Origin of the sequence: Texcoconibacillus texcoconensis, from assembly GCF_014202575.1 — a bacterium.
Lineage (GTDB): Bacteria > Bacillota > Bacilli > Bacillales > Salisediminibacteriaceae > Texcoconibacillus > Texcoconibacillus texcoconensis.
The window spans coordinates 147,399-171,959 of sequence record NZ_JACHHB010000004.1; the positions used below are offsets into that span (position 1 = coordinate 147,399).

22 protein-coding genes and 1 tRNA gene are annotated in these 24,561 nt (G+C 40.6%); 1 reads left to right on the top strand and 22 read right to left on the bottom strand.

Annotated features, from left to right (window positions below; all coding sequences use genetic code 11):
* Positions 1-153: 153 nt before the first annotated feature.
* From HNQ41_RS05825 to HNQ41_RS05845, 5 genes are all read right to left on the bottom strand, one after another.
* Complete coding sequence (locus tag HNQ41_RS05825) at positions 154-657, bottom strand: MarR family winged helix-turn-helix transcriptional regulator (protein WP_184663474.1); 504 nt, start codon at positions 655-657, stop codon at positions 154-156.
* Positions 658-1,106: 449 nt separating this feature from the next.
* Positions 1,107-2,225 (bottom strand): M20/M25/M40 family metallo-hydrolase, encoded by a 1,119-nt coding sequence (locus HNQ41_RS05830; protein WP_184663475.1) that lies wholly within the window; start codon positions 2,223-2,225, stop codon positions 1,107-1,109.
* A 69-nt stretch (positions 2,226-2,294) separates the two neighbouring features.
* Positions 2,295-3,842, bottom strand: coding sequence for an acyl-CoA carboxylase subunit beta (locus tag HNQ41_RS05835; protein WP_184663476.1), 1,548 nt, complete (start codon positions 3,840-3,842; stop codon positions 2,295-2,297).
* Positions 3,835-4,668, bottom strand: coding sequence for a methylmalonyl-CoA epimerase (mce, locus tag HNQ41_RS05840; protein ID WP_425506963.1), 834 nt, complete (start codon positions 4,666-4,668; stop codon positions 3,835-3,837). Before mce ends, HNQ41_RS05835 begins: the two co-directional genes overlap by 8 nt.
* 20 nt (positions 4,669-4,688) lie before the next feature.
* Positions 4,689-6,329 carry an acyl-CoA mutase large subunit family protein gene (locus tag HNQ41_RS05845; RefSeq protein WP_184663477.1) on the bottom strand — a complete coding sequence of 547 codons (1,641 nt, stop codon included), beginning with the start codon at positions 6,327-6,329 and terminating at the stop codon, positions 4,689-4,691.
* Between the two features lie 172 nt (positions 6,330-6,501).
* Between HNQ41_RS05845 and prli42 the strand changes: the two genes are divergently transcribed.
* A complete protein-coding gene (gene prli42, locus HNQ41_RS05850; RefSeq protein ID WP_184663478.1) occupies positions 6,502-6,594 on the top strand; it encodes a stressosome-associated protein Prli42 in 93 nt (30 codons plus the stop codon).
* Between the two features lie 140 nt (positions 6,595-6,734).
* Here prli42 and HNQ41_RS05855 read toward each other — a convergent pair whose 3' ends face one another.
* The 17 genes from HNQ41_RS05855 to buk form a co-directional block, all read right to left on the bottom strand.
* The gene (locus HNQ41_RS05855) at positions 6,735-7,244 is read right to left on the bottom strand and encodes a L,D-transpeptidase (RefSeq protein ID WP_184663589.1); all 510 of its coding nucleotides are present in this window, start codon (positions 7,242-7,244) and stop codon (positions 6,735-6,737) included.
* Positions 7,245-7,304: 60 nt separating this feature from the next.
* Complete coding sequence (locus HNQ41_RS05860) at positions 7,305-8,273, bottom strand: aromatic acid exporter family protein (protein ID WP_184663479.1); 969 nt, start codon at positions 8,271-8,273, stop codon at positions 7,305-7,307.
* A 138-nt stretch (positions 8,274-8,411) separates the two neighbouring features.
* Complete coding sequence (locus tag HNQ41_RS05865) at positions 8,412-10,349, bottom strand: TRAP transporter permease (protein ID WP_184663480.1); 1,938 nt, start codon at positions 10,347-10,349, stop codon at positions 8,412-8,414.
* A 116-nt stretch (positions 10,350-10,465) separates the two neighbouring features.
* On the bottom strand, positions 10,466-11,467 hold the full coding sequence (locus HNQ41_RS05870; protein WP_184663481.1) for a TAXI family TRAP transporter solute-binding subunit: 1,002 nt from the start codon (positions 11,465-11,467) through the stop codon (positions 10,466-10,468).
* 135 nt (positions 11,468-11,602) lie between these two features.
* Positions 11,603-12,655, bottom strand: coding sequence for a DctP family TRAP transporter solute-binding subunit (locus HNQ41_RS05875; RefSeq protein WP_184663482.1), 1,053 nt, complete (start codon positions 12,653-12,655; stop codon positions 11,603-11,605).
* Between the two features lies 1 nt (position 12,656).
* Complete coding sequence (locus HNQ41_RS05880; RefSeq protein WP_184663483.1) at positions 12,657-13,364, bottom strand: response regulator; 708 nt, start codon at positions 13,362-13,364, stop codon at positions 12,657-12,659.
* The gene (locus tag HNQ41_RS05885) at positions 13,354-14,973 is read right to left on the bottom strand and encodes an ATP-binding protein (protein ID WP_184663484.1); all 1,620 of its coding nucleotides are present in this window, start codon (positions 14,971-14,973) and stop codon (positions 13,354-13,356) included. The genes HNQ41_RS05880 and HNQ41_RS05885 overlap by 11 nt, the downstream gene beginning before the upstream one ends.
* A gap of 139 nt (positions 14,974-15,112) precedes the next feature.
* Positions 15,113-15,187 (bottom strand) — tRNA-Arg (locus HNQ41_RS05890).
* 96 nt (positions 15,188-15,283) lie between these two features.
* Complete coding sequence (locus tag HNQ41_RS05895) at positions 15,284-15,637, bottom strand: hypothetical protein (RefSeq protein ID WP_184663485.1); 354 nt, start codon at positions 15,635-15,637, stop codon at positions 15,284-15,286.
* A gap of 79 nt (positions 15,638-15,716) precedes the next feature.
* The gene (locus HNQ41_RS05900; RefSeq protein ID WP_184663486.1) at positions 15,717-16,145 is read right to left on the bottom strand and encodes a BrxA/BrxB family bacilliredoxin; all 429 of its coding nucleotides are present in this window, start codon (positions 16,143-16,145) and stop codon (positions 15,717-15,719) included.
* Positions 16,146-16,739: 594 nt separating this feature from the next.
* Positions 16,740-17,951 carry a metal ABC transporter solute-binding protein, Zn/Mn family gene (locus tag HNQ41_RS05905; RefSeq protein ID WP_184663487.1) on the bottom strand — a complete coding sequence of 404 codons (1,212 nt, stop codon included), beginning with the start codon at positions 17,949-17,951 and terminating at the stop codon, positions 16,740-16,742.
* A gap of 219 nt (positions 17,952-18,170) precedes the next feature.
* Positions 18,171-18,599 (bottom strand): hypothetical protein, encoded by a 429-nt coding sequence (locus HNQ41_RS05910; protein ID WP_184663488.1) that lies wholly within the window; start codon positions 18,597-18,599, stop codon positions 18,171-18,173.
* 87 nt (positions 18,600-18,686) lie between these two features.
* Positions 18,687-19,955: a dihydrolipoamide acetyltransferase family protein gene (locus HNQ41_RS05915; RefSeq protein ID WP_184663489.1), complete on the bottom strand. Its 1,269-nt coding sequence runs from the start codon at positions 19,953-19,955 to the stop codon at positions 18,687-18,689.
* A 26-nt stretch (positions 19,956-19,981) separates the two neighbouring features.
* A complete protein-coding gene (locus HNQ41_RS05920; protein WP_184663490.1) occupies positions 19,982-20,965 on the bottom strand; it encodes an alpha-ketoacid dehydrogenase subunit beta in 984 nt (327 codons plus the stop codon).
* Positions 20,965-21,966 (bottom strand): thiamine pyrophosphate-dependent dehydrogenase E1 component subunit alpha, encoded by a 1,002-nt coding sequence (locus HNQ41_RS05925; protein WP_184663491.1) that lies wholly within the window; start codon positions 21,964-21,966, stop codon positions 20,965-20,967. Before HNQ41_RS05925 ends, HNQ41_RS05920 begins: the two co-directional genes overlap by 1 nt.
* 28 nt (positions 21,967-21,994) lie before the next feature.
* On the bottom strand, positions 21,995-23,422 hold the full coding sequence (gene lpdA, locus HNQ41_RS05930) for a dihydrolipoyl dehydrogenase (RefSeq protein WP_184663492.1): 1,428 nt from the start codon (positions 23,420-23,422) through the stop codon (positions 21,995-21,997).
* Positions 23,423-23,445: 23 nt separating this feature from the next.
* Entirely contained in the window at positions 23,446-24,558 is a 1,113-nt protein-coding gene (buk, locus tag HNQ41_RS05935) for a butyrate kinase (RefSeq protein WP_184663493.1), read from the bottom strand.
* Positions 24,559-24,561 lie beyond the last annotated feature (3 nt).

Below are 24,561 nucleotides of genomic sequence, written 5' to 3' on the forward strand. Positions count from 1 at the left end.
AATCTACTTTATTATACCAACCTCTCGTTATTTCCGCACCGCCACACAACGATCCATTTATCTAGTAAAACATTTAAGTAAGGGATATCTATGTATAAATTCAAAATACTGATCGTTGATCAAATTTTTGTATGACTGATAAAATTATGTATGTCATCCGTTTGTTTTTTCATACTCATGAAAATTTTCACTAGACTTTTCCACCCAATGAACAAATTGCTCCCCATGAAAGTACCTGTTCGCTTCGCGATGGAATGCAATTAAATCGTCATAAAATCGCGGATGTTTCATGCGATAATTCTCAATAAACTCAAAAAAATTCATCGAATAATGTCTAGATTGTTCGCGCTTCCGCTTCCCTTCTTCAGTTAACAGAACATAAGACACACGGAGATCCTTTTCGTCTTTTTCAATGTCAACTAGCCCTTTACGCTGTAGTCTCTTTATCACCTGCATTACCGTTGAACGATCCCACAACCCTAATACGGCAATTGTAGAAATTGTCGGGTTTTCTTTTAAATGTACAATCCACAATAAGTGCTGTTCAGCTAGTGTTAGTCCCAACGAGCGCGCATTTGCTTGCCATTCATCTTCCATATACTTTGAAAAACCTCGAATGTAATTTAATAATAAATGATCCTTTTCATCAATTGTCATGACCTACACCCTCTATTCTACAAATTATGTCTTTAATAGAATACCACAATTGTTAAAATTTGTCTTTCACTTCCTCTAAATATGTCGGATGTATTGAGTCACATCCATTGTGTCGTACGATCCGGACATTATCGCTTATTCTTGGCTATTACGGGCACCATTCGGGTGCTTTTGGGCCTATTGTTTCTTCATGCCCATTTACGTTTAACTTACATAGTTAACCATGTTCTATAAAAATCAACAATCTTTTAGAAAACAGTCTTAGAAAACATCTACCGATAAGACGTCTCCTTACGCCATTTCGTTTCACATCAACCACCAAAAAAACCCATGGAATAAAAGAAAGGTATAAGTAGACTTTGTCATTCATCCGTAACAAAGTCTACGATTATACCTTCCTTCTTCATGAGCATTTAAGTAGTTATATCAACTGGCAACTTACGCTATGCTTAAGACTGTTTTGCTGTCTCGATTAAAGACTCAACGAGTTCAGCTGTTTTATACAGTTCTTCTAACGAGAGGCGTTCACTCGTTGTATGGATTTCTTCATACCCAATCCCTAAATTAACTGTTGGTACACCGTGCCCAACAAAAATGTTGGCATCACTTCCGCCACCACTACGTAGAAGTTGGGGCTCTCGCCCAACAGCTGTAACAGCCTGTTTCGCTACCTCGACGACTTCATCGCCATCTCCATATTTAAATCCAGGGTACATAATGTCGATATCAATGTCACAGCTTCCACCCATTGACTCTGTGACTTCTTCAAATGCCTGTTTCATTTTATCAACTTGCTCATGCATTTTTTCTGTCACAAGCGAGCGAGCCTCTGCTAAAATATCGACATGATCGCAAACAATGTTTGTTTGACTCCCACCTTCAAAGCGTCCGATGTTTGCTGTTGTTTCGTCATCAATACGGCCTAAAGGCATTTTAGCGATCGCTTTCCCTGCCATCGTAATAGCGGAAACGCCTTTTTCTGGTGCGACCCCTGCGTGGGCAGTCTTTCCATAGACAGTTGCTTTAATTTTAGCTTGAGTAGGAGCGGCAACAATAATTTTTCCTACTTCCCCATCACTGTCCAACGCAAAACCGTATTTTGCTTCTAAATGGGATGGATCCAATGCTTTCGCACCAACTAAACCTGATTCTTCACCAACAGTAATCACAAACTGCACTTTTCCATGATCTTTACCCGACTCTTGAAGGGTGCGGATAGCTTCAATCATCGCAGCTAATCCTGCTTTATCATCAGCCCCTAAAATGGTCGAGCCATCTGTACGTATGTAGCCCTCTTCGATATAAGGGTCAATTCCTTGCCCAGGAACAACTGTATCCATATGAGAAGTGAAGTAAATCGGATCTGCTTCACCCGACCCTTCAAGCGTACAGATAAGATTTCCTGCACCGTGCCCTGTTGTTTTTGTTGTATCATCTTCTTGTACTTGAAGACCAAGATCTTGAAATTTTTTCTTTAAAACGTCCGCGATGTCTCGTTCGTATTTCGTCTCCGAATCAACGCGCACGAGCTCCATAAATTCTTCTACTAAACGTTCACGGTTTACCATCGTCATCCTCCATTTCTATAGCAGTATAGAAATATTGTATCAGAGTTGGACCGTGATGTCTCTCTCAGGTTACAATGGGATATTTCCGTGTCGCTTTTCTGGACGTGTTTCCCGTTTCTTCTGCAACATATCTAAGCTTTTCATCAACTTCTCACGCGTTTCCCTTGGATCTATCACATCATCTACCATGCCATTTGCAGCTGCAATATATGGATTGGCAAACCGATTACGATATTCCTCAATCTTTTCAGCTCGCATTTGTTCTGGATCATCACTTTCTTCAATCTCGTTTTTATAAATGATGTTTGCCGCGCCATGAGGCCCCATAACAGCAATTTCTGCATTCGGCCAAGCGAACACTAGATCAGCACCTACCGATTTACTGTTTAATGCAACGTACGCGCCACCATATGCTTTTCGAGTAATCACAGTAATTTTCGGTACAGTTGCTTCAGAATAGGCATATAAAATTTTCGCTCCGTGACGGATAATACCACCATGCTCTTGCTTAACACCTGGAAAAAAACCGGTCACATCCTCAAAAGTAATCAGGGGCAAACCGTAACAATCGCACACACGAATAAAACGAGCCAGTTTATCTGAAGAATCAATGTCTAAACTTCCTGCCATCACTTTCGGTTGGTTCGCGATAATCCCTACTGATCGTCCACCAATCCGTGCAAAACCAACAACGATATTTTTGGCAAACTGTTTGTGAACTTCAAAAAATGTATTCTGATCGACTGTTTGTTCAATGACAATCCGAACATCGTAAGGGCGACTCGGATCAGCAGGAACAAGATCTAAAATGTCCTCCATACGATCTTCTTCATCCGTTTCTACAAATGGTGGCTCCTCTTCAAAATGAGATGGTAAATAACTTAATAAACTTCGAACTTGCTCTAATGCGTCTTCTTCAGTTTCACAGGCGAAATGCGCATTTCCACTTGTTGTACTGTGCATATTCGCACCGCCAAGCTCTTCACTGGAGATTAATTCCCCAGTCACTGTCTCAATGACTTTCGGTCCAGTAATGAACATTTGACTCGTTTTATCTACCATAAATACGAAGTCCGTAATCGCAGGTGAATAAACAGCTCCACCGGCACAAGGACCTAAAATGACCGAGATCTGTGGAATTACGCCTGAGTAAATCGAGTTACGGTAAAAAACATGGCCATAACCATCTAGAGATAAAACCCCTTCTTGAATTCTCGCACCACCTGAATCATTTAAACCGATAAAAGGAGCGCGGTTTTGTACGGCTAAGTCCATGACATGAGCAATTTTTTTTGCATGCATTTCACCTAAAGCCCCACCGAATACGGTAAAATCTTGCGCAAACAAAAATACGTAGCGACCATCTACTTTCCCATAACCAGTAACGACCCCTTCTCCAGGTGCCGCTCCTTTTTCCATGCCAAGATCATGTGCACGGTGTTCAATAAAAGGATTTAATTCAACAAATGTCCCATCATCAACGAGAAGGTCAATTCGTTCGCGAGCTGTCAATTTCCCCTTATCATGTTGCTTTTGAATTCGTTTGTCCCCACCACCAATTTCAACACTGCGCCTTTTATCATACAGCTCATTAATTTTTTCATATAAATCAACCATCTATCTCCACCCCTTCGTTTTCACAAAGTTCAACAAGTGTTCCATTTGCTGCTTTCGGGTGTAAAAATGCGATTGGTACACCGCTAGCCCCTTGTTTCGGAGTTTCGTCGACAAGTGGTACCCCTTCTCTTTTTAGTTGTGTAAGTCGATCACTTAATCGGTTGACGGCTAAAGCGATATGATGTAATCCTTCCCCTTTTTTATCGATAAACGACTGTACAGGACTTTCTTTCGTAAGCGGTTCCAAAAGTTCGATTTTCGCGTTGGAAAGTGAAATGAAGGCTACTTTCACTCCTTGTTCTGGAACGTCAACAACTGTTTCGACATCAAGGTGTAAATGGTCACGGTAAAAAGGTATCGCTTCATCGATCGATGAAACGGCAATACCGATATGATCAACGCACTTTGGTGCACTAAGAATCGGTTCAAACGCCTCTCGTTCACGTACAGTTTGTTCAATAAAAGCAGCGATCGCTTCCGTTGATGAACCAGGTGTGAAAACTTTTTTTATGCCTAATTCCTCGAGATTCCGTACATCATCAAATGGAATAACGCCTCCGCCAAACACAAATATATCTTCTGCATTCTTCTCTTTTAGTTGATTTAATACTTCTGGAAAAAGGATATTGTGCGCGCCAGATAACGACGATAATCCAATCGCATCAACGTCCTCTTGAATAGCCGCTTGAACAATTTGTTCCGGCGATTGCCTTAAACCTGTATAAATGACTTCCATTCCGTGATCTCTTAACGCTTGTGAGACGACCAGTGCACCACGATCGTGTCCATCTAGGCCTGGTTTAGCCATTAAAATTCGTATCGTCACCGAAGAGCCCTCCTTCTCGTTTAAACATATTCTCCAAACTCACTTCGCAAAACATGACATATCTCACCAACCGTACATCCCTTCTTCACAGCTTCTATGATCGGTGGCATCAAATTTTCATGGCCATTGGCTGCTTCCTTCAACGCTTGTAAACAATGATCTACATCGTTTTGTGACCTGTTTTTTCGTAAGTGTTCAAGTTGCTCATGTTGCTCAGCAATAAAGGAGTCATCGACTTTTAACACGTCTTGTTCAGGCTCTTCTTCCATCGCGAATTTGTTCACACCGACAACGATTTCCTCTTCTGATTCTATGTTCCTTTGCGTCTCATAAGCACTTTTTTGAATTTCCCGTTGCATATAACCATTTTCAACAGCAGCAACGGCCCCACCTAACGAATCAATCTCCGCCAAATATTCATGGGCCTTTTCTTCTACTTGATCGGTCAATGTTTCAAGGTAGTAAGACCCGGCAAGAGGGTCAATCGTATCAGCTACGCCCGTCTCATGTGCGATAAGCTGTTGTGTTCGTAAAGCAATTCGAGCTGACTCTTCCGTCGGTAAACCAAGAGCTTCATCTTTTGCATTTGTATGCAAACTTTGTGTTCCACCCATTACCGCTGCCAATGCCTGTAATGCAACACGTACAATGTTATTATCAGGTTGTTGTGCAGTAAGCGTCGATCCTGCCACTTGGGTGTGAAACCGTAACTGCCAACTTTTCGGATTCTTTGCCCCATACTCTTCACGCATCATTTTTGCCCACATCCTACGTGCGGCCCGAAACTTAGCGATTTCCTCAAAAAAATAGTTATGACCATTAAAGAAAAATGCTAGGCGCGGAGCAAAGCGATCGACATCTAAACCTACGTCGATAGCAGCATCAACATAAGCTTTCGCATTCGCCAATGTAAATGCTAATTCTTGTACAGCTGTCGCCCCAGCTTCACGTATGTGATAACCGGATATACTAATCGTGTTAAATGAGGGTACGTGATCAGAACAAAAGGAAAAAATGTCTGTGATTAAGCGCATCGAAGGTTTAGGAGGATATATGTGTGTTCCGCGTGCAATATATTCTTTTAAAATATCATTTTGGATCGTTCCAGAAACCTTTTCCCAAGGTACACCTTGTTTTTCAGCGACGACTAAATACATCGCTAACAATACTGCTGCTGGTGCGTTAATGGTCATTGAAGTGCTTACTCGGTCTAAAGGAATTTCATGAAAAAGGACTTCCATATCTTCTAGTGAATCAATGGCTACACCGACCTTCCCCACTTCACCAAGAGCCATCGGGTCATCTGAGTCATAACCAATTTGGGTCGGTAAATCAAACGCAACCGACAACCCTGTTTGTCCTTGTTCTAATAAATAACGAAACCGTTCATTTGTTTCCTTCGCGGACCCAAACCCAGCATATTGTCGCATCGTCCATAACCGTCCACGATACATTGTGTGGCGTATGCCACGCGTAAAAGGATATTCGCCAGGGTAACCAATCTTTTTCATATAATCTTCTTCCATCGCCTCAGGTGTATAGAGACGTTCAACCTCAATGTTTGAAGATGTTTGAAAGGTGCCTTTTCGTTCTCCACGCGCCTGTAATTGTCTGTCCACTTCTTTTTGCCATGACTGTTCAAAAGAAAATAGATCCGACATCAAAAACTCCTCCTCCCATTAAAACCTATAATTATTCCTATCATTTCCATTTATTCCGTTTTCGACATAACCAAAAAAACCTCACGTAAAATAAAGGTTTACATTCCCTCTTGTCATGGCTCGTTCGACTTTGTAAAATGTTAATAGTAAAATGAATTGGGAGGTAAGAAATATGCCCCGCAAATATCGGACAATCATCATTTACTTTATGGTTGCAACCATGCTTATTGGTACACTATTTACAGGTGCTGCTTTCTGGTTATAATGTGCTCATTTATACTCATTTACAAATGTATTTAAAAGACATTATTGTCTTTTTGTCAAAACAAAAGCGGAGCTACGTCAACGTTTGTTCGCCCCAATAAGGGGACCTAAACCTTTGACGTAAGCTCCGCTCTTTTCTGTTTAAGGGGCAATTGCCCCTTTCTTGATTGCTGTATTCTGAAAAGATTCACCATCACTCTTGATCAAAATTTTTGTTCCAATTGGAATGACAGAAAAAACATCTTCAACACTTTCATTATCTAACCTCACACATCCTCCTGTTACCGCATCTCCTATTGAGTCAGGGTCATTTGTACCGTGCAAGCCATAAATTCTGCCATCTGTACCTTCGGCATCAAAACCAATCCACCTCGTGCCGAGTGGATTATCCTCATCTCCCCCGGGAATGTCTCGTTTACGATCATACGGTTCTACCGCTTTAACCGTTACAGTATGTTGCCCTTCTGGAGTAGGTGTAAAGCGTGTTCCGATTGATACTGGGTAAATTGCTTGGATTTCACCTTCATCGACGACAGCTAATTCCATAATAGACGTATCAACAATAATGTAAGGGTCACCAACAAGAGGATTTTCACCTAACGGCCAAATTGGCGATACAACGAGAACAATCGCAAGAATGAAGCTTTTCAGCTAGATCTCCTCCTCAAACACTTTTTTTTATCATTTGCTTGAAAAAGGACATCTATGTAATTAGCTGAACATTGAATACTTTTCAATTGGTTTAAAACGACTTTTTATCGTTAAATATTCTTCCATTTCTTTCACGAAATATAGCAAGGCTGATCGTGTTTCGAATTCCTCACGACTTGTCGGAAGTTCCATTCGTTTAAACGCCCCTTGCATCTCTTCTAATTGTTGCAAAAAGTAATCTGCGGTGTTTTGTCGCTTAATATTTTCACTTAATTCTTCAAGGAAGTCTGCGATCATTTCCCCTTGATCTACATGACGGTCGATAGAAGTAAGTAACGGCATAACCCGCTCGATAATATCAAATTGTTTTTCACGCATTTTAAAATAGTGATAATATTGATCTTCATACGGCAAGACGTGATTTTCAATATTTTGTAATGAAGTGCTTTTCGCTTGCTCGAGCAATTTCGCTGACTCTGCAATCTCCTTACCATCCCAATCACTATCACCGTTACGAACATATGTCGCAAACTCATGGAAAATTTGTTTGTAATACGATTCAAGTTGATGCTGCATAACATGGAGTTTTTTGTCCACACTCGGCATATATGCATTCATTAATAATGCGCATGAAATCCCGATTAACATTAAGGCAAATTCGTTAAGGACAATCGATACCGAAATCGCTTCCAGTGCATAAATATGTAAAATAATAACTGAACTCGTCACAATACCTGCTTGCGCTTTAAGAACAAGTGTCGTTGGGATGAAAACGAGAAGCAATAAACCCATAACGGCCGGATTGTACCCTAGTACTTCAAATAAAACACCGGCATACAACATTCCGATAGAAGCAGCTAAAAGTCGTTCCCACGACATTTGCAAAGAACGTTGCCGTGTTTTCTGTATACAGAGGATCGTAATGATTCCAGCTGATGAGTAAAATTCTAAACCGAGCTGTTGAGCAATTGCAATGGCGATTGCAGTGCCAATCGCTGTTTTTAACGTTCGATAACCGATTCTAAACATACTTACTATCCACTCTTTCGTTTACAAGTTATATTCTTTTTCATTGTACAACGAACACGCTAGTTTCCAAAACGATAATTAATAGAAAAAGCCATCCCCATAACTTAGGAGATGGCATACGTCTTTAATTAGATAATATTAGGATGTCACTGACTCGTTTGTTAAGACCTTAGTTTTCTTTGCTCGTTGTAAAATAAAACAAGATGTCACAACAAATATTGCTAAAATGTCTGTAAAAATACTAGCGTAGATAAATAAAATCGCTGCACTAATCAAGACGCCTCGTACAAATATGTTTGCCTCTGCTCCTGCAAACCAAGCTTGAACTGCAGCTGCAAGAAGGTAAATTCCTATGCTAGCAGTAATCACACTCAATACAATCTCTCCAAAACTACCAAACAACATTAGTTCTGGGCTATATATAAACATGTAAGGAACGATAAAAGCTGCAATTCCTAGCTTAAAAGCAGTTATCCCCGTTCTGAATGGATCCGTCCCTGCTACACCAGCCGCTGCATATGCTGCTAATGCAACAGGAGGCGTAATGGCAGACATAACCGCATAGTAAAAAACAAACATATGTGCAAAAAGTGGTTCAATACCTATTTGAATAAGACCAGGTGCAACCACACTTGCAGCAACAGCGTAAGCCGCCGTCGTTGGCATACCCATTCCTAATAGTACAGAAATAAACATGGCAAAGATTAGCGCGATTAAAGTATTCGCATCTGCGATTCCAAGGAGCATCGAACTAAACCGCATACCAACACCTGTTAAAGAAATCACACCAACAATAATCCCTGCAGTAGCACAAACAGCTAATAACTGAATCGTATTGCGCATCCCTAACTCCAACGCTTGTACGATTCGTTTAGGTCCCATTCGATGTTCCTTCGTCAACCAACTAACAACAAGACAAGCAACAATCGCCACCGTCCCTGAACGAATCACCGAATAACCACTTAATAAAGCTGTAATTAAAAGGATCACAGGTATAAATAGATAAGCTTGTTTGAAAACGCCTTTTAATGACGGTAATTCCTTTCTCGATAATCCCTTCATACCACTTTTGATCGCTTGAAAATCGACCATAAAGAATACAGATAAAAAATACAAAAGGGCTGGGATTGTCGCTGCAAGAATAATCTCAGAATAAGCGATGCCTGTAATCTCGGCCATTAAAAATGCGCCAGCACCCATGATTGGAATCATAATTTGCCCACCTGCTGAGGCCGTTGCTTCTGTCGCTGCTGCAAAGCGGGACGGGTAACCAACACGACGCATAAGGGGAATCGTTAATGAACCAGTTGCGACAGCATTACCAGCCGATGTCCCATTCATCATCCCCATCAAACCACTTGATAGAATTGATACTTTTGCAGGGCCACCTCTCATCCCTCCTGCTAGAGAAAATGAAAAGTCAATAAAGTAACGACCGACACCCGACATTTGTAAAAAGGATCCGAAGATGATAAACAACAAAATATATTTGGAAGATACATCTAATGTTACCCCAAAAACACCATCAACACTAAAAATATACGTAATAAATCGATCAAAAGAATAACCATTGTGGTGCAAAATGCCCGGCAGATAAGGTCCTGCAAAAGAATACAAGATAAAAATACTAGCTAATATCGGTAGCGCCCATCCACTGGTACGGCGCGTTAGTTCAAGGACAAGCAACACCCCGACTGCTGCCACAACCGTATCCAAGGTTTCTGGCATAACACCAACGCGGAATAATAGCGCTGACAAATTTGCAAAAATATATCCAGTCACAAAAACGATACCGATAATCATAACCCAATCAATCAGTGACACACGATCCTTCGCATTTTTATAAGGTTTAAAAAGTAAAAAACCAAGAATGACACCGAAGGCTAAGTGCATACTCCGAAATAACCATGGTTCAATCGGATAGAAGTTCAAAATAAAGATATGAAGGAGGGCACCGATAACAGCAATGAATGTAAATAACTTCTTGACAATCCCTTTTAAATGACGACTTTGATTTGTGACCTCCGTCGCCTCAGCATCACTTTCAATATTAGCTGTGTTATTTTCATTATTCATAGCAATCCCTCCTTTTTCAGTAAGATGTGTTCATAGTGATCTTAGAGGGCGTTAAACGTTTAGTTAGCGCTGTATCGCCCTCTAAGATGTGATTTTCAATATGATAGATGATATACCTACTCACTTAAAACTTCTTCTGGTAAGTCTATATCAATTTCTTCGTAATACTTGATCGCGCCTGGATGTAATGGAATATCTTGATTGTTTTTGATTGCCTCTGGTACAGCTTCTTCCGCAGCAGAATGAGTCGTAATCATCTGATCTTGGTTCTCGTGATAATGTTTGACTAAGTCATAGACAAATTCTTCATCCATATCTTTATGAACGATCCCAAAATTAAACAAAGCAATCGTCTCTAAATCTTCATCGAGCGTTTCATATGTGTCCGCTGGAATCGTGAATTCATCGAAAAACGGTAACTCTTCAATAACTTGATCTCTCCGCTCACCATCAAGCCCAAAAAATGTGATATCTTCCTGTGTTTCAACTTCTGTTACAGCAGAAATAGGTATGCCCGCCGCAAATCCGATGATATCAAGTTGCCCATCCATTTGCTGGCTTGTCATATCACTTGCACCTGCTTGTACATTATTTGTATTAAGGTCTAATAGATCGTGAATCATTGGTAAATACGTACCTGAGGTTCCCCCTGCAGGTCCTACACCAACTTGTTGTCCTTCGATATCAGAAATATCTTCAACCTCACTACTCTCCAATGCCCACCAATGAAAAGGTGTTGTATACATTGGAAACGCAATGCGAACATCTGTTAACTCTTGACCTTCCGCCCATTCACCTGTTCCGGTATACCCTTCATAACCCGGCCCCATCGTAATCATGCCAATATCGATTTCTCCCCCTTGAACAAGTTGCATGTTATGAACGGGACCTCCAGTCACTTCAACATTGGATGTAACATCTAAGTCGCTTTCTAGTAATGACGCTAACCCACCGCCATAGATGTAATAAGTACCTCCTTGAGAAGCCGTACCAATTGTCACGGTCGAAATCGAAGACTCGTCACTATTAGTTGTTTCTTCAACTTCACCGCAAGCAGTCATTGCTAGCATTGTCGTCATCAACGCACTAAATCCTATGACCTTACCAAACCTTTTCATATTTTCATCCCCTTTTTCGATTAACTTTCATTCATTGTAAACAGTGCTGAATATTCTAACAATTTTTGGTCATAGCGAACATTTCGATCATTTTGATCATAAAAAAAGGCGCAAATGATGCGCCAAAAAAAATACTTACTTTTCTTTTCTTATTTTCTGAACCTCTTCTTGAATGGAAGGACTCAAAGTCGGAACATACTCATCATAAATCGACTCAACAGTTTGCTCCCATTCCTCAAAATTAACGTTTGATGAATCGATAAATATGACCCCTTCTATAGACTTTAATTGCTCCTTCGCCTCATTATTCATTTCATTCGAGTGGTCTCGCAACCACTCTGTCGTTTGATCCAGTGCCTCGATAATTGCTTCTTGATATTCTAAAGGCAGCGCATCCCAAAAGCTAGGGTTTGTCAAAACTGCATAACCTAAATAATTATGACTCGTATTGGTCACATAACGTTGATGATCGTAAAATCCTTTAGAATAAATGTTGGAAAAGGTATTTTCCGTCCCATCAATATCGCCATTTTGTAACCGCTGATAGACTTGATTGAATGGGTAGGATACCGCTTCCGCCCCAAATGCTTCCAACGTTCCTTTCAAGACATCACTAGGCATAACACGATGTGTTTGGTTTGCGAGTTCATCTGGTGTACGTAATGGAGATTCATTATTGGTAAACTGCTTAAAATTATTGTCCCAAAACGCCAAGCCTCGGAAGCCACGTTGCTCAATACTCGTAAATAAACTTTCCCCTAAAGTTCCTTCAAACGCTTCATGCACCTCGTTTGTATCACGAAACAAAAATGGAAGATCCATCACTTTCCAGTTCGGATCATGTACGGTAATTTCCGAAAATGCTGGTGCAATCATTTGCACTTCGTTATTTTTTAATGCAGCAAACTCCTCTTGCGCCTCATAAAGAACACCATTTGGATGAGTATTGACTTGAACCCAACCTTCTGTTTTTTCATTTACAAGTTCAGCGAAATATTCAGCCGCTCTACCTTTCGGGGTGTTTTGTGCAACAACATGGCTAAATTCTATGACAACTTTATCGTCTAACGTTCTTAATTCCTCATCATTAGCGTCAATACTAGCTTGAAAATTCGGAGAAAAACCGACGTAAAATGCCGTTAATAGTCCTACAACAATAAAAATTGATGTCAGAGCAAATCCTTTCAAACTACCTCCCCATTTCCTTCTTTTCTAAAAGACGATACTTTTGAATCGGACGCCCCACTGTACCGTGGTGGAGTGACATCTCTACTTTTCCTTCGGATTCAAGGTAGTGTAAGTAACGCCGAGCTGTCACACGTGCTAATCCAACTTTATGACCGATCGTTTCCGCGTCAAGGGCTTTCTCATATTCTGACAACACTGAGACTAGCTGCTTTAGCGTCTTTTCGTGTAATCCTTTAGGTAAATGATTTATTGAAGAAGTGTTTTTTAAGGGCGCCATCATATCATCTAAGTTATCTTGGGTCCAAGATTCATTTTTATGAATTCGTTCAAGAAAACTTTTATATTGAAGCAATGATTTATTTAACCGTTTATACGTAAATGGTTTCACGATATAATCAAAAACCCCATAGCGAAATAGTTTTTGAATCGTTGCTGCATCATTAGCAGCCGTTACAGCAATAATATCAACATCTTCTTCAGATTCGCGTAATTTAACAATCGTCTCTAAACCATCTTCATCAGGCATATAAACGTCTAACAGTACCAAATCGGGTTTTTGATGCGCAATTTTCCGCCTCCCTTCTTTACCACTCCTACAAACACCAACAACTTGAAAACCTGATGTTTTTTCAACAAATTGACGATTCACCTCTTGAACCATTGCATCATCTTCAATCAGGAGAACACGAATTTGCGATTCACTGTCCATCTCTTCCTCTCTCCTTTTTTGTACCATTGTGGGGAAATAATATTTTCATTGTTGTTCCAACACCGAGCGTACTTTCTATAGACACATGACCTTCGACCCGATCAACAATTGAACGGATGAGAAATAAACCAATTCCTCGCTCGTCACCTTTTTTCGTGGAAACTCCTCTTTCAAAAAGCAATTCACGATCGGTACTAGAAATGCCCGTGCCATTATCGGTTACTTGAATGGTGTACTGGTCATTTTCCTCTTGTAATAACACCTCGATTTCCCCGCGATCCGTGCCTTTCTCTGTAATCGCATCAATGCTATTGTCTATTAAATTACCGATAATCACGACGAAATCATCTTGATTCACCCCTTCAGGAAACAAAGATAAAAACGATGACTCGTTTATCGTAATGTCAATTCCGAGTTCACGACCTCGACTCATTTTTCCAACAAGTAAGCCGACAACGCTATCGTTATGAATTTGCTTAATCATAAAAGAAGACCTTGAGGTTTCCTCGTTTTCTCTTTCATAAATATAATCGAGCGCTTTTTCACTTTCACCTAATTCAATAAGCCCCGCAATTGTATGCAGTGTATTCGAATATTCATGGTTTTTCACACGTAGTGCATCTACAAATGATTGAACCCCTGTCAGCTCTCGCGCTAAGCGAGTGACTTCTGTTTTATCTTGGAATACAGCAACAGCACCAACTGTTTTCCCATTAGATACAATAGGAATTCTGTTACTAAAAATAAGTCGATCTTGCAAAAAGAACTCTCGCTGCATCAAAGGCTTATCCACTTTTAAAATTTCAGGCAAACGGGTGTCTGGAATCACATCGTAAATCCAACGACCAACAGGATTGCCAACATATTTCACCATTCCCTTTGCTGCTTCATTCATCACTGTTATATTTTCTTTATCATCTATAGCCAGAACACCTTCGTGAATGGCATTAAATGTAGCGTCTCTCTCCGTTAAAAGACGGGCCAATTCAGCTGGCTCTAATTGAAACGTTTGTTTTTTTAAATGATTCGCTAACATCCACGAACCTAATGTACCAAAGGCCATGGAAAATATGATGACAAATATAAACGAATCAATTGTTTCTGCTAGTAAGGAAAAGAAAACAGGCATCTCATTTCCAACGACAACAACACCTATTTGTTCCATCGATTCATTCATGATAGGAACAAATGCCCGCAATGTATAACTATCATTTGTTTGAGCTTTTGAAACGTAATTATGTTCAAAAAAAGCAGGTTCCTCATCACCACCAGCAAACTTCGTCCCGATTCGCTCTGGAATCGGATGCGTCAACCGCTTCCCATCCATGTTCAACATCACAATATAATCGTCCCCGTTAATTGCTCGTATTTGTTCCATCTTTGGCTGTAATGTTTCGGTAGGGTTATTCTTTTCTAACGCCTGCTGGACGTCTTCCATTTGTGCAATTAACTGCGCGGTAATCATTGAACGCTGAGAAAGTTCTTCTTCTGTTGTTTTATACATATATCCGACAAAAATAATGCCCGCAATAAGAAGGGAAAAAGCAACAATCCCTATAGAAAGTAGAGTAATCTTACCTCGAATTGGCCACTTATTTAATGATTTCAACGCCACCACCACATTATAAATAATATATAACTTTGTTTATAAAAGCGTATCATATTTTTCAGAATTTGCCGATAAAACCGCTTTCCGTATTTCACAAAAAAACCTTCAAACATTTGTTTGAAGGTTGACTCGTTATGTATGGCGCGCCTACCAGGATTCGAACCCAGAACGCGAGAGCCGAAATCTCGTGTGATATCCATTTCACCATAGGCGCTTAATCTTTTATGACGTTTCCCTAATGTACTTTAACAGTATATCAATAGAAGATCAAAAAATCAAGAGGTGGGGATGAAAAAATCCCCACATTTTATTATTGCTCTGCTTTTTCTTCAAACATCGCTTCAAAACGTTCGTTCATTTGCTCTTCAGTGTACCCTAGAGCTACCAAACGAGAAGCAAAATTTTTCGCCCATAGCGACATACGTTCGTTTATCTTTTTGTATTTTTTCGCCTGAGAACCTTTTGACTCCTTCCGTCGGTCATCCGCATTAGAAAGTAAGTTTTCTGAGATAAACAATCCGTACCAGACTTCTTGTTCAGAAAACTGTTCTCCTGATTCATTAAACGTCGCTAATACACGTTTGTAATATTGATCGAATTCTTTAAAATCAATTTCTTCATCCATGTTCAAATATGTTTGTATTTGCTGAAACAGTTCTTGCATTGTTGACACGCTCCTTTGCTTAATCCGAAAGCATTATAGCATAAAGAAAAGGAAGGCGCTACCTTCCTTTGTTTGAATCTTATTTAGAAAAATACGTGTCGAAAGCTTTTTCTAGGCTTTGAACGACTTCTGCAGCTTCATAACTTTCAATATCTGGTCGTTCAATCATCGTTTGAATTTCACCATCTTTTACTAGGGCAAAAGATGGGGATGAAGGCTGATATCCTTTAAAGTATTCTCGAGCTCGTTCTGTTGCTTCACGATCTTGTCCAGCAAATACAGTTACATAACGGTCTGCTTGGACCGCGTAATTTTTCATATAAGCCGCTGATGGACGAGCAATTCCTCCAGCACATCCACACACAGAATTGATCATAACAAATGTCGTTCCTGGTTTTGATAAAACTTCATCCACTTCTTCAGGTGTTGTTAATTGTTGATATCCTGCGTCTTCCATTTCTTGTCGTGCAGTTTGAACAACATCGTTCATAAATAAATTAAAATCCATTATTACTCATCCTTTCTTACTGCGCTCCCCCTATTTTACAACTTAAGAGTGGTGTTTACCAACATAATATTTGTTTTTTAATAAAACATTTTAGCTCTGACTCTTATCGGAGCGTCTACAGGTGAATATGGCTCGTGGCTTACGGACATATGTTCCGTTATTTCAGCCAAATATGCCATTTTTTGAGGTCGGACGGACATATGTTCCGTTAATCTTCTCTCTAGCAGGTAATGAGGGCGATTTTTTACAATTAGCGGAACTCATGTCCGTAAAAAGCTCAAAATGATCCTTTTTCAAGTAAATAACGGAATCAGTGTCCGTTGAAAACGAAACAGTGAACGTGACCACATTGGCGAACCTGGCGTCGCCACCTATCGCTCCTGCGAGTTTATCAGAAACAACAAAGTTTACGAAGAGAGCCTTTTTATAACATTTGATCTCTGACTCCTAGCGGAACCGCAACTAACCATTGAAGCTAAAATTCTCACCTTCACTCTAATTATTCTCACATTACAAACAGGCGTATTCTACCAGAAAATAATAAAAGCCGTGCATCTAATTGATATGCACAGCTTTTATCGTAGTATCATCTTATTATTGTAGGGCTGTTCTAAGCACCTCGAGATTGTTTTCCATTAAGCTGAAATAATCTTCTCCATTTTCTACGTCTTCATCAGTTAATGCTTCTAAGTTATGGAGCCATAAATCTTCTGCTCCAACTTGTTCACGAACCGTTTCAGCTATGTTTGTTGGGATGTTTTGTTCAAACATCACATAGCCAATTCCTTCATCTTCAGCTAGGTCAATCACATCTTGAACTTGCTGAATGGAAGGTTCATTATTTGGAGATAACCCAGCGATTCCTACTTGATGAATACCGTAACGGTCCTCCCAATAACCATAACCTGCGTGTGACACGATGATTTTATCCTGTTCTGCCTCTTCCATCATATCTTGAAACGCTGTATCTAAACCTTCAAGGTCAGTTTTTAATTCTTCGAAATTCGCTACAAAAGTTTCTTCTGCCTCTGGCTGTAAATCAACAAGTGCATGTTTGATGTTTTCAGCCATTTCAATGGAACGAATTGGGTCTAACCAAATGTGTGGATCTTCATCTCCATGATCGTGGTCGTGCCCATGATCATCTTCTTCGTGGCTATGCCCATTGTCATCATGCCCATGATCATCTTCTTCGTGGCTATGCCCATTGTCATCATGGCCATGCTCATCTTCTTCATGGCTATGTCCATTGTCATCATGGCCATGCTCATCTTCTTCATGTCCATGTTCGTCCTCTTCATGGCCATGTCCATCGTCATCATGACCGTGGTCATCTTCTTCATGGCTATGTCCATCGTCATCATGACCGTGGTCATCATCATGGTCGTGATCGTGGCTATAATCAATCAAATCGATTCCTTCTGCCGCTTTAACAATTTCTACATTTTCACCTACTAAAACGTCCTCGATTTGTTCTTCAAAACCTTCAAAACCTGCCCCATTATATAAAAACAAGTCACCGTCAGCAACATCAATCATATCTTGAGGTGTCGGATCAAATGTATGGGCATCCGCTCCCACAGGAACAATGTTTTCAACATCCACGTATTCTCCACCAATTTTCTCTGCAAAGTTCTCAATGGCAAATAATGTTGTATAAACATTAATAGGTTCCAAGTCTTCACCGTTCGAAGCTTCACCTCCATCACTTTGAGATACATCTTCCTGCGTCTCTCCTTCTCCACATGCTGCTAAAGCAACTGAAGAAGCTAATACAACTGATAATAAGTATGATTTGCGTTTCATCATTTAACCCCTTTCGTAATCATTCCGTTTTAATCACAATATGGATTATATCGAAAGGGTTACGATTTGTAAATAGTAATTATTACGAATTATATATTATATCTGTTTTGATGAAAAAATTCTCTCTAAAAAAACTTACTTCTTCAACCTTCATCGGTTAAAAGAAGTAAGTTTTTTTCGTAGCGTAAAACGATAATTTTATCGTCTGCAATTCTGCTATTATTCACTTGTCTTTTGTTTATAGTATTCGTTCCATTCCTTTTGCCAATCGATTAAACTCGGAATAATCCGTTTCAACTCTTCTTCATCACGTGCCTTAACTGCTTCCGAGAATTTTTTGTGTAACGTTTCATACTTTTCTCTTAACCCATCATTCCACTCAATTTCGCCTTCGCCTTTATCCTGCCTCACCTTTTTAATGATTTGATGTCTCTCACGAACAACATCTTTCCATTCTTCAAGTCGGTCAGGCGTAAAGCGTTCAATTAACAACTCATGATAATATTCAATATGAGGTTTAATCGCTTCACATTTCATTTCTTGACCGTATTGTTGCATATATGTGTCTTCTTCTGCCCCAACTTGTGTAAATGACATGAAACAAAAAATGACAGCCATTATCACTGCAAATCTTTTATGGTTTGTCAATTTGATCATCCTTTCAATTTTCCCTTAGGGTGACCAATACCACTTTTGTTTATGCAACGATTAGACAGCGCAAAATCAACGCTTAGCTTAATATATCGACATTGATTGTTCATCAATTTGTTCTAAACGATCTTTAATACGTTGTAGAAAGCGACCAGCAACAAGACCGTCGAGGATACGATGATCTAGCGACAAACAAATATTTACCATGTCACGAATCGCAATACTGTCCCCATTTACAACGACTGGACGTTTTACGATCGATTCAACAGAAAGAATCGCTGCTTGCGGTGCATTAATAATCGGTTGCGATAATACAGAACCGAATGAACCTGTATTATTAATTGTAAACGTCCCACCTTGCATCTGCTCTTTTCTTATCGAGTTGGAACGTACTGCCCCAGCTAAGTCATGTACGTTTTTCGCAAGCCCCTTGACAGACTTTTCATCGGCATGATGGATAACTGGAACATAGAGCGCCTCCTCAGTAGCTACAGCTACGGATAAATGCACATTCTGTTTTTGAATGATTTCATCTCCACCCCAGATTGCATTCACCTGTGGGAATTCTTTTAAAGCCTCAACCGTTGCTTTCATGAAAAACGGTAATGGGGTTAATTTAAACCCTTCACGTTCTTCAAAACGTGCTTTTTCCTTTTCACGATAACGCATAAGGTTTGTCACGTCGACCTCAACCATCGTCCATGCGTGAGGGATTTCTTGTTTACTCTTCACCATATTGTCAGCGATCGCTTTACGTACACCGTTAACAGGGATTCTTTTGTCCCCTTGGTGAACATCCTGCTCCTGCGGACTTACTGCGGTTTCCACGTTCGTATCAGTGGATTTTACAGTCTTCTCTTCACTTTCTGAAACAGGCGGTTCACTTTGTGTCGGAACTCCTTCTTGAATCAGTTTCTCCAAGTCTTTTCTCGTAATTCGTCCTCCACGGCCTGTTCCTTCTACACGAGCTAAGTCGATATCATGCTCTTGAGCTAACCTCAACACCGCTGGTGAATAACGTTTTTTCATCGACTTTTCTTCTTCTTTCGGTTCTTCTTTACTTACTTTTTTATCAGAACCTTCTTTGATGACCTTGCTTGTGTCTTGTTCTCCTCCTTCTACAGCCATCGTCATAATCACATCACCAACGGCGACGGTTTCATCCTCTTGAGCAACAAGCTCTATGACTTTACCCGCATAAGAAGAAGGAACTTCAGCATTGACCTTATCAGTCATTACTTCTGCAATTGGATCATATTTTTTTACTTCGTCACCTGGTTCAACGAGCCATTTGCTAATGGTACCTTCCGTGACGCTCTCTCCAAGTTGAGGCATCGTGATTTTCGTTGCCATAGCACGTTCCCTCCTTCGTATCTATCTTAAAATGTCGCTAAATCGCGCATCGCTTCTTCGATTTTGTCCGTATGGACGACAAACTCCTTCTCTACGCCTGGAGCATACGGCATAGCTGGTACATCTGGTCCTGCTAAACGCTTTACTGGCGCATCCAAATCGAACAAGCAATGTTCACTAATCGTTGCGGACACTTCACTCATAACGCTTCCTTCGAGGTTATCTTCTGTAATGAGTAACACTTTCCCTGTCTTTTTTGCAGCCTCAATAACCGCTTCCCGGTCAATTGGATACACTGTGCGCAAGTCGAGAACGTGGGTTTCATAACCTTCTTCCGCAAGCGTTTCAGCCGCTTGCAAAGCAAACTGAACACAAAGGCCATATGTGATGACTGTAATATCGTCACCTTCACGTTTTACATCTGCTTTCCCAATATCAAGCGTGTAATCTTCCTCGGGAACTTCCCCTTTAACAAGTCGATAAGCGCGCTTATGCTCAAAAAACAATACAGGGTCGTCATCGCGAATCGCTGCTTTGAGCAAACCTTTCACGTCATACGGCGTCGAAGGCATGACAATTTTTAAACCTGGTACATTCGCAAATAACGCTTCTACCGATTGCGAATGATAAAGTGCACCATGCACGCCTCCACCATATGGCGCACGGATTGTGAGTGGGCAATCCCAGTCATTGTTAGAACGATAGCGGATTTTTGCCGCCTCAGAAACGATTTGGTTTACCGCAGGCATAATAAAATCAGCAAATTGCATTTCAGCAACGGGACGCATCCCATACATCGCCGCACCGATTCCGACACCTGCAATAGCCGATTCCGCTAAAGGCGTATCGATGACACGTGCTTTTCCGAATTTCTCATATAAACCTTCTGTTGTACGAAATACGCCTCCACGCTTTCCGACATCTTCTCCTAAGACGAAAACTTTTTCATTTTGTTCCATTTCTTCATACAATGCAGCCGTAACAGCTTCGATATAAGACATTACTGCCATTATGACCCCTCCTCTTTGTAGACATGGTCTCTGAGCGTAGTTGGATCCGGATCACTGGCATTCTCTGCATAATCGGTCGCTTCATCAACGAGCTCGCGAATTTTTTGTTCAATGCTTTCTTCAATGTCATTTGTTAACACATCAAGTGAGCGCAAATGATCGACAAAGGTGACGAGCGCATCATTTTTTTTCGCTTCCTCCACTTCTTCTCTCTCACGGTACGTACGATCATCGTCATCACTTGAATGGGGCGTTAATCGATAGGATACGGTTTCGATGAGTGTCGGTCCTTCACCTTTTCGTGCGCGGTCAGCCGCTTTTTTCACCGCATGATAAACAGCAATCGGATCATTGCCATCAACGGTCTCACCGATAATGCCGTACCCAGCTGCGCGGTCAGCAACACTTTCAATATTCAACTGCTGATCTTGCGACATAGAAATCGCATATTTATTGTTTTCACACATAAAAATAACAGGTAAGTTGTGCACACTAGCAAAATTTATACCTTCGTGGAAATCTCCTTGGTTAGATGACCCTTCGCCAAACGTCGTGAAACTGACGAAATCTTTTCCTTCTAATTGACCACCTAAGGCGATCCCGACTGCATGAGGGACTTGTGTTGTTACTGGGGACGAACCAGTAACAATGCGATTTTTTTTCTGCCCGAAATGTCCCGGCATTTGCCTCCCACCAGAGTTTGGGTCTTCTGCTTTAGCAAAACTAGATAACATTAAATCTTTTGCAGTCATCCCGAAAGTCAAAACGACACCCATATCACGGTAATAAGGAAGAACATAATCTTTTGATTGATCTAGTGCCATCGCTGCGCCAACTTGTGCCGCCTCCTGACCTTGACACGAAACCACGAATGGAATTTTTCCTGCGCGGTTTAATAACCACAACCGTTCATCGATTCTCCGAGTTAAGAGTATCGTTTCATACATTTCTAACAGTTGGGTTTCTGATAAACCAGCTGTTTTATAGTCAGCATTTCTCATGATGAATCCTCCTTCTAAATGCTCAATTTCAAGAGCCATGAATCGCCATTCCTTCCACCTGTAATCCTGCTTCTCCCATTACCTCGGATAAGCTCGGATGTGGGTGAATGGCTTCAGAAATTTCCCACGGGGTTGCATCTAACAGTTGTGCCAGGGATGCTTCAGCAATCAATTCAGTGACACGGGCACCTATCATATGAACACCGAGTAGATCGTCAGTTTTCGCATCATTTACAAGCTTCACAAAACCGTCTGTTTTCCCTTCAATCAATGCTTTTCCAATCGCTTTAAAAGGGAAAGTCCCTGTTTTCACATCGAACCCTTGATCATGCGCCTCTTGTTCACTCAAGCCAATACTTGCCACTTCTGGTGCTGAATATGTGCAACGCGGCACTACATGTTGCTTGACAGGATGGATAACTTCTCCTGCCATATGATCAACAGCAGCAATTCCTTCGTGTGAAGCAACATGTGCGAGCTGCATACCACCGATCACATCACCAATTGCGTATATATGACTTTCCTTTGTTTGATAAACGTCATTTGTGACAATATACCCTTGATCAGTTTTAATATCTGTATTTTGAAGGCCGATATCTTCAACATTTCCAGATCTGCCGATTGCTAGCAATAATTTTTCTGATGTTAACGTTTTTTGTTGTCCGTTTTTATCAACATTCACTGCAACCGTTGCTTCGTCTTTTTGCAAAGATTCTGGTATAACTTGTGCACCTGTATGAATTTTTACTTTTTTCTTTTTCATGGCACGAGCCATTTCTTTAGAAATCGCTTCATCCTCTTGAGGTAAAAGGCGGTCAGCATATTCAACTAATGTGACATCTACACCAAAATCAGCTAACATTGATGCCCACTCAACACCGATGACACCGCCTCCGACAATCATCATCGACGCTGGTAATTGCTCTAATTGTAAAGCTTCATCAGAAGTCAACACATGCTGTCCATCTATATCAATCCCTTGTAAACGTCTAGGACGTGAACCTGTAGCAATCAACACGTTTTTTGGAATCAACATGTCATTTTCTCCACCATCTGGCTTTTCTACAGAGATCGTGCCACTTGATGGAGAAAAAATTGATGGCCCTAAGATTCGCCCTCTCCCTTCATAAACATCGATGTTCCCTTTTTTCATTAAATGTTGGACACCTTTGTGCAAACGGTCTACGATCTCATCTTTTCTGTTTTGTACTTTTGTAAAGTCAAGTGTAGCTCCATCATTTAGTACACCGAATGACTCGCTTTCCTGAACTGTGCGATAAACTTCCGCACTCTTTAAAAGTGCCTTACTTGGAATACACCCTTGATGAAGACACGTTCCACCTAACTTTTTCTCCTCAACAATCGCTACGCTCATCCCTCGTTGGGAAGCTCGGATCGCAGCTACATAACCTCCAGTACCAGCTCCTAATATGACTAGGTCATAATTGTTAGCCATACTCCACCTCCTATCTATATTTATTAACGTACAAGTTCGGTTTTTAACCCCTGCGCTTGGTAATTTTTTGATTCTTCTTCTTCATTTAACACTCGTAGCGTACCTTCTACTAATGCTTGTAACTCATCTTCTCCAGGACTGGTTATAACTTTAGATATCCAGTTTACACGTTCTGATATCTGTTTGACAAAACTTTTTCCATACGCTAATCCACCAGTTAAAATGATTCCGTCAACATTTCCTGATAGAACAACACTACCTGCACCGACTTCTTTGGCTATTTGATAAGTCATCGCTTCATAGACGAGTCGAGCCTGTTCGTCGCCTGCTTCAATTCGACGTTCAACTTCAACTGCATCATTTGTACCAAGATAACCGACAAGCCCACCTTGACCAACAATTTTTTTCATGATTTCATCTTCAGATAACTCCCCTGAAAAACACATTGACACAAGATCACCTGCAGGCACAGTCCCAGCACGTTCAGGAGAGAACGGACCTTCACCATTTAAGCCATTATTGACATCAATGACTTTTCCTTTGTCATGAACACCGATTGTGATTCCGCCTCCCATGTGGACGACAATCAATGAAAGCGACTCATAATCCGCGCCAAATTCTTCTATAGCTACTTTCCTAGCAACAGCCTTTTGGTTTAAGGCGTGGAAAATACTTTTTCTTTCAATACCACTAAACCCTGAAATTTTTGCAACTGGATGCATTTCATCAACGACGACTGGGTCAACAATATAAGCAGGAATATTCAACTGATCAGCAATTTCATTGGCAATAATCCCACCTAAATTGGATGCATGCGAACCGAAATAACCTTCTTTTAGATCTTGAATCATTTCACTATTCACATGGTACGTGCCACCCTCAATTGGACGAAGTAATCCCCCACGCCCCACTACAGCATTTAATTTAGATACATTGATCCCTTCTCTATCAAGCGCCTCAAGAATCGTTGTTTTCCTGAATTCAAACTGATCTATTATTGATTCGAACATCTCTAACTTGCTTTGATCATGACGAATCGTTTCTTCAAATACAGGTTGAGTGTCGATAAATAAGCCAATTTTCGTTGACGTAGAACCTGGGTTCAATGCAAGTACCCGGTACTCTGGTTTTGTCACTAG

Excerpts from the sequence above, each read along its gene's own strand:
- HNQ41_RS05915 (WP_184663489.1), bottom strand. The coding sequence starts at position 19,955 with ATGGCAACGAAAATCACGATGCCTCAACTTGGAGAGAGCGTCACGGAA.
- lpdA (WP_184663492.1), bottom strand. The coding sequence starts at position 23,422 with ATGGCTAACAATTATGACCTAGTCATATTAGGAGCTGGTACTGGAGGT.
- HNQ41_RS05860 (WP_184663479.1), bottom strand. The coding sequence starts at position 8,273 with ATGTTTAGAATCGGTTATCGAACGTTAAAAACAGCGATTGGCACTGCA.
- HNQ41_RS05900 (WP_184663486.1), bottom strand. The coding sequence starts at position 16,145 with ATGGATTTTAATTTATTTATGAACGATGTTGTTCAAACTGCACGACAA.
- HNQ41_RS05845 (WP_184663477.1), bottom strand. The coding sequence starts at position 6,329 with ATGTCGGATCTATTTTCTTTTGAACAGTCATGGCAAAAAGAAGTGGAC.
- HNQ41_RS05925 (WP_184663491.1), bottom strand. The coding sequence starts at position 21,966 with ATGAGAAATGCTGACTATAAAACAGCTGGTTTATCAGAAACCCAACTG.
- prli42 (WP_184663478.1), top strand. The coding sequence starts at position 6,502 with ATGCCCCGCAAATATCGGACAATCATCATTTACTTTATGGTTGCAACC.
- HNQ41_RS05870 (WP_184663481.1), bottom strand. The coding sequence starts at position 11,467 with ATGAAAAGGTTTGGTAAGGTCATAGGATTTAGTGCGTTGATGACGACA.
- HNQ41_RS05835 (WP_184663476.1), bottom strand. The coding sequence starts at position 3,842 with ATGGTTGATTTATATGAAAAAATTAATGAGCTGTATGATAAAAGGCGC.
- HNQ41_RS05895 (WP_184663485.1), bottom strand. The coding sequence starts at position 15,637 with ATGCAAGAACTGTTTCAGCAAATACAAACATATTTGAACATGGATGAA.
- HNQ41_RS05880 (WP_184663483.1), bottom strand. The coding sequence starts at position 13,364 with ATGGACAGTGAATCGCAAATTCGTGTTCTCCTGATTGAAGATGATGCA.
- HNQ41_RS05825 (WP_184663474.1), bottom strand. The coding sequence starts at position 657 with ATGACAATTGATGAAAAGGATCATTTATTATTAAATTACATTCGAGGT.
- HNQ41_RS05865 (WP_184663480.1), bottom strand. The coding sequence starts at position 10,349 with ATGAATAATGAAAATAACACAGCTAATATTGAAAGTGATGCTGAGGCG.
- HNQ41_RS05830 (WP_184663475.1), bottom strand. The coding sequence starts at position 2,225 with ATGGTAAACCGTGAACGTTTAGTAGAAGAATTTATGGAGCTCGTGCGC.
- HNQ41_RS05905 (WP_184663487.1), bottom strand. The coding sequence starts at position 17,951 with ATGAAACGCAAATCATACTTATTATCAGTTGTATTAGCTTCTTCAGTT.
- HNQ41_RS05920 (WP_184663490.1), bottom strand. The coding sequence starts at position 20,965 with ATGGCAGTAATGTCTTATATCGAAGCTGTTACGGCTGCATTGTATGAA.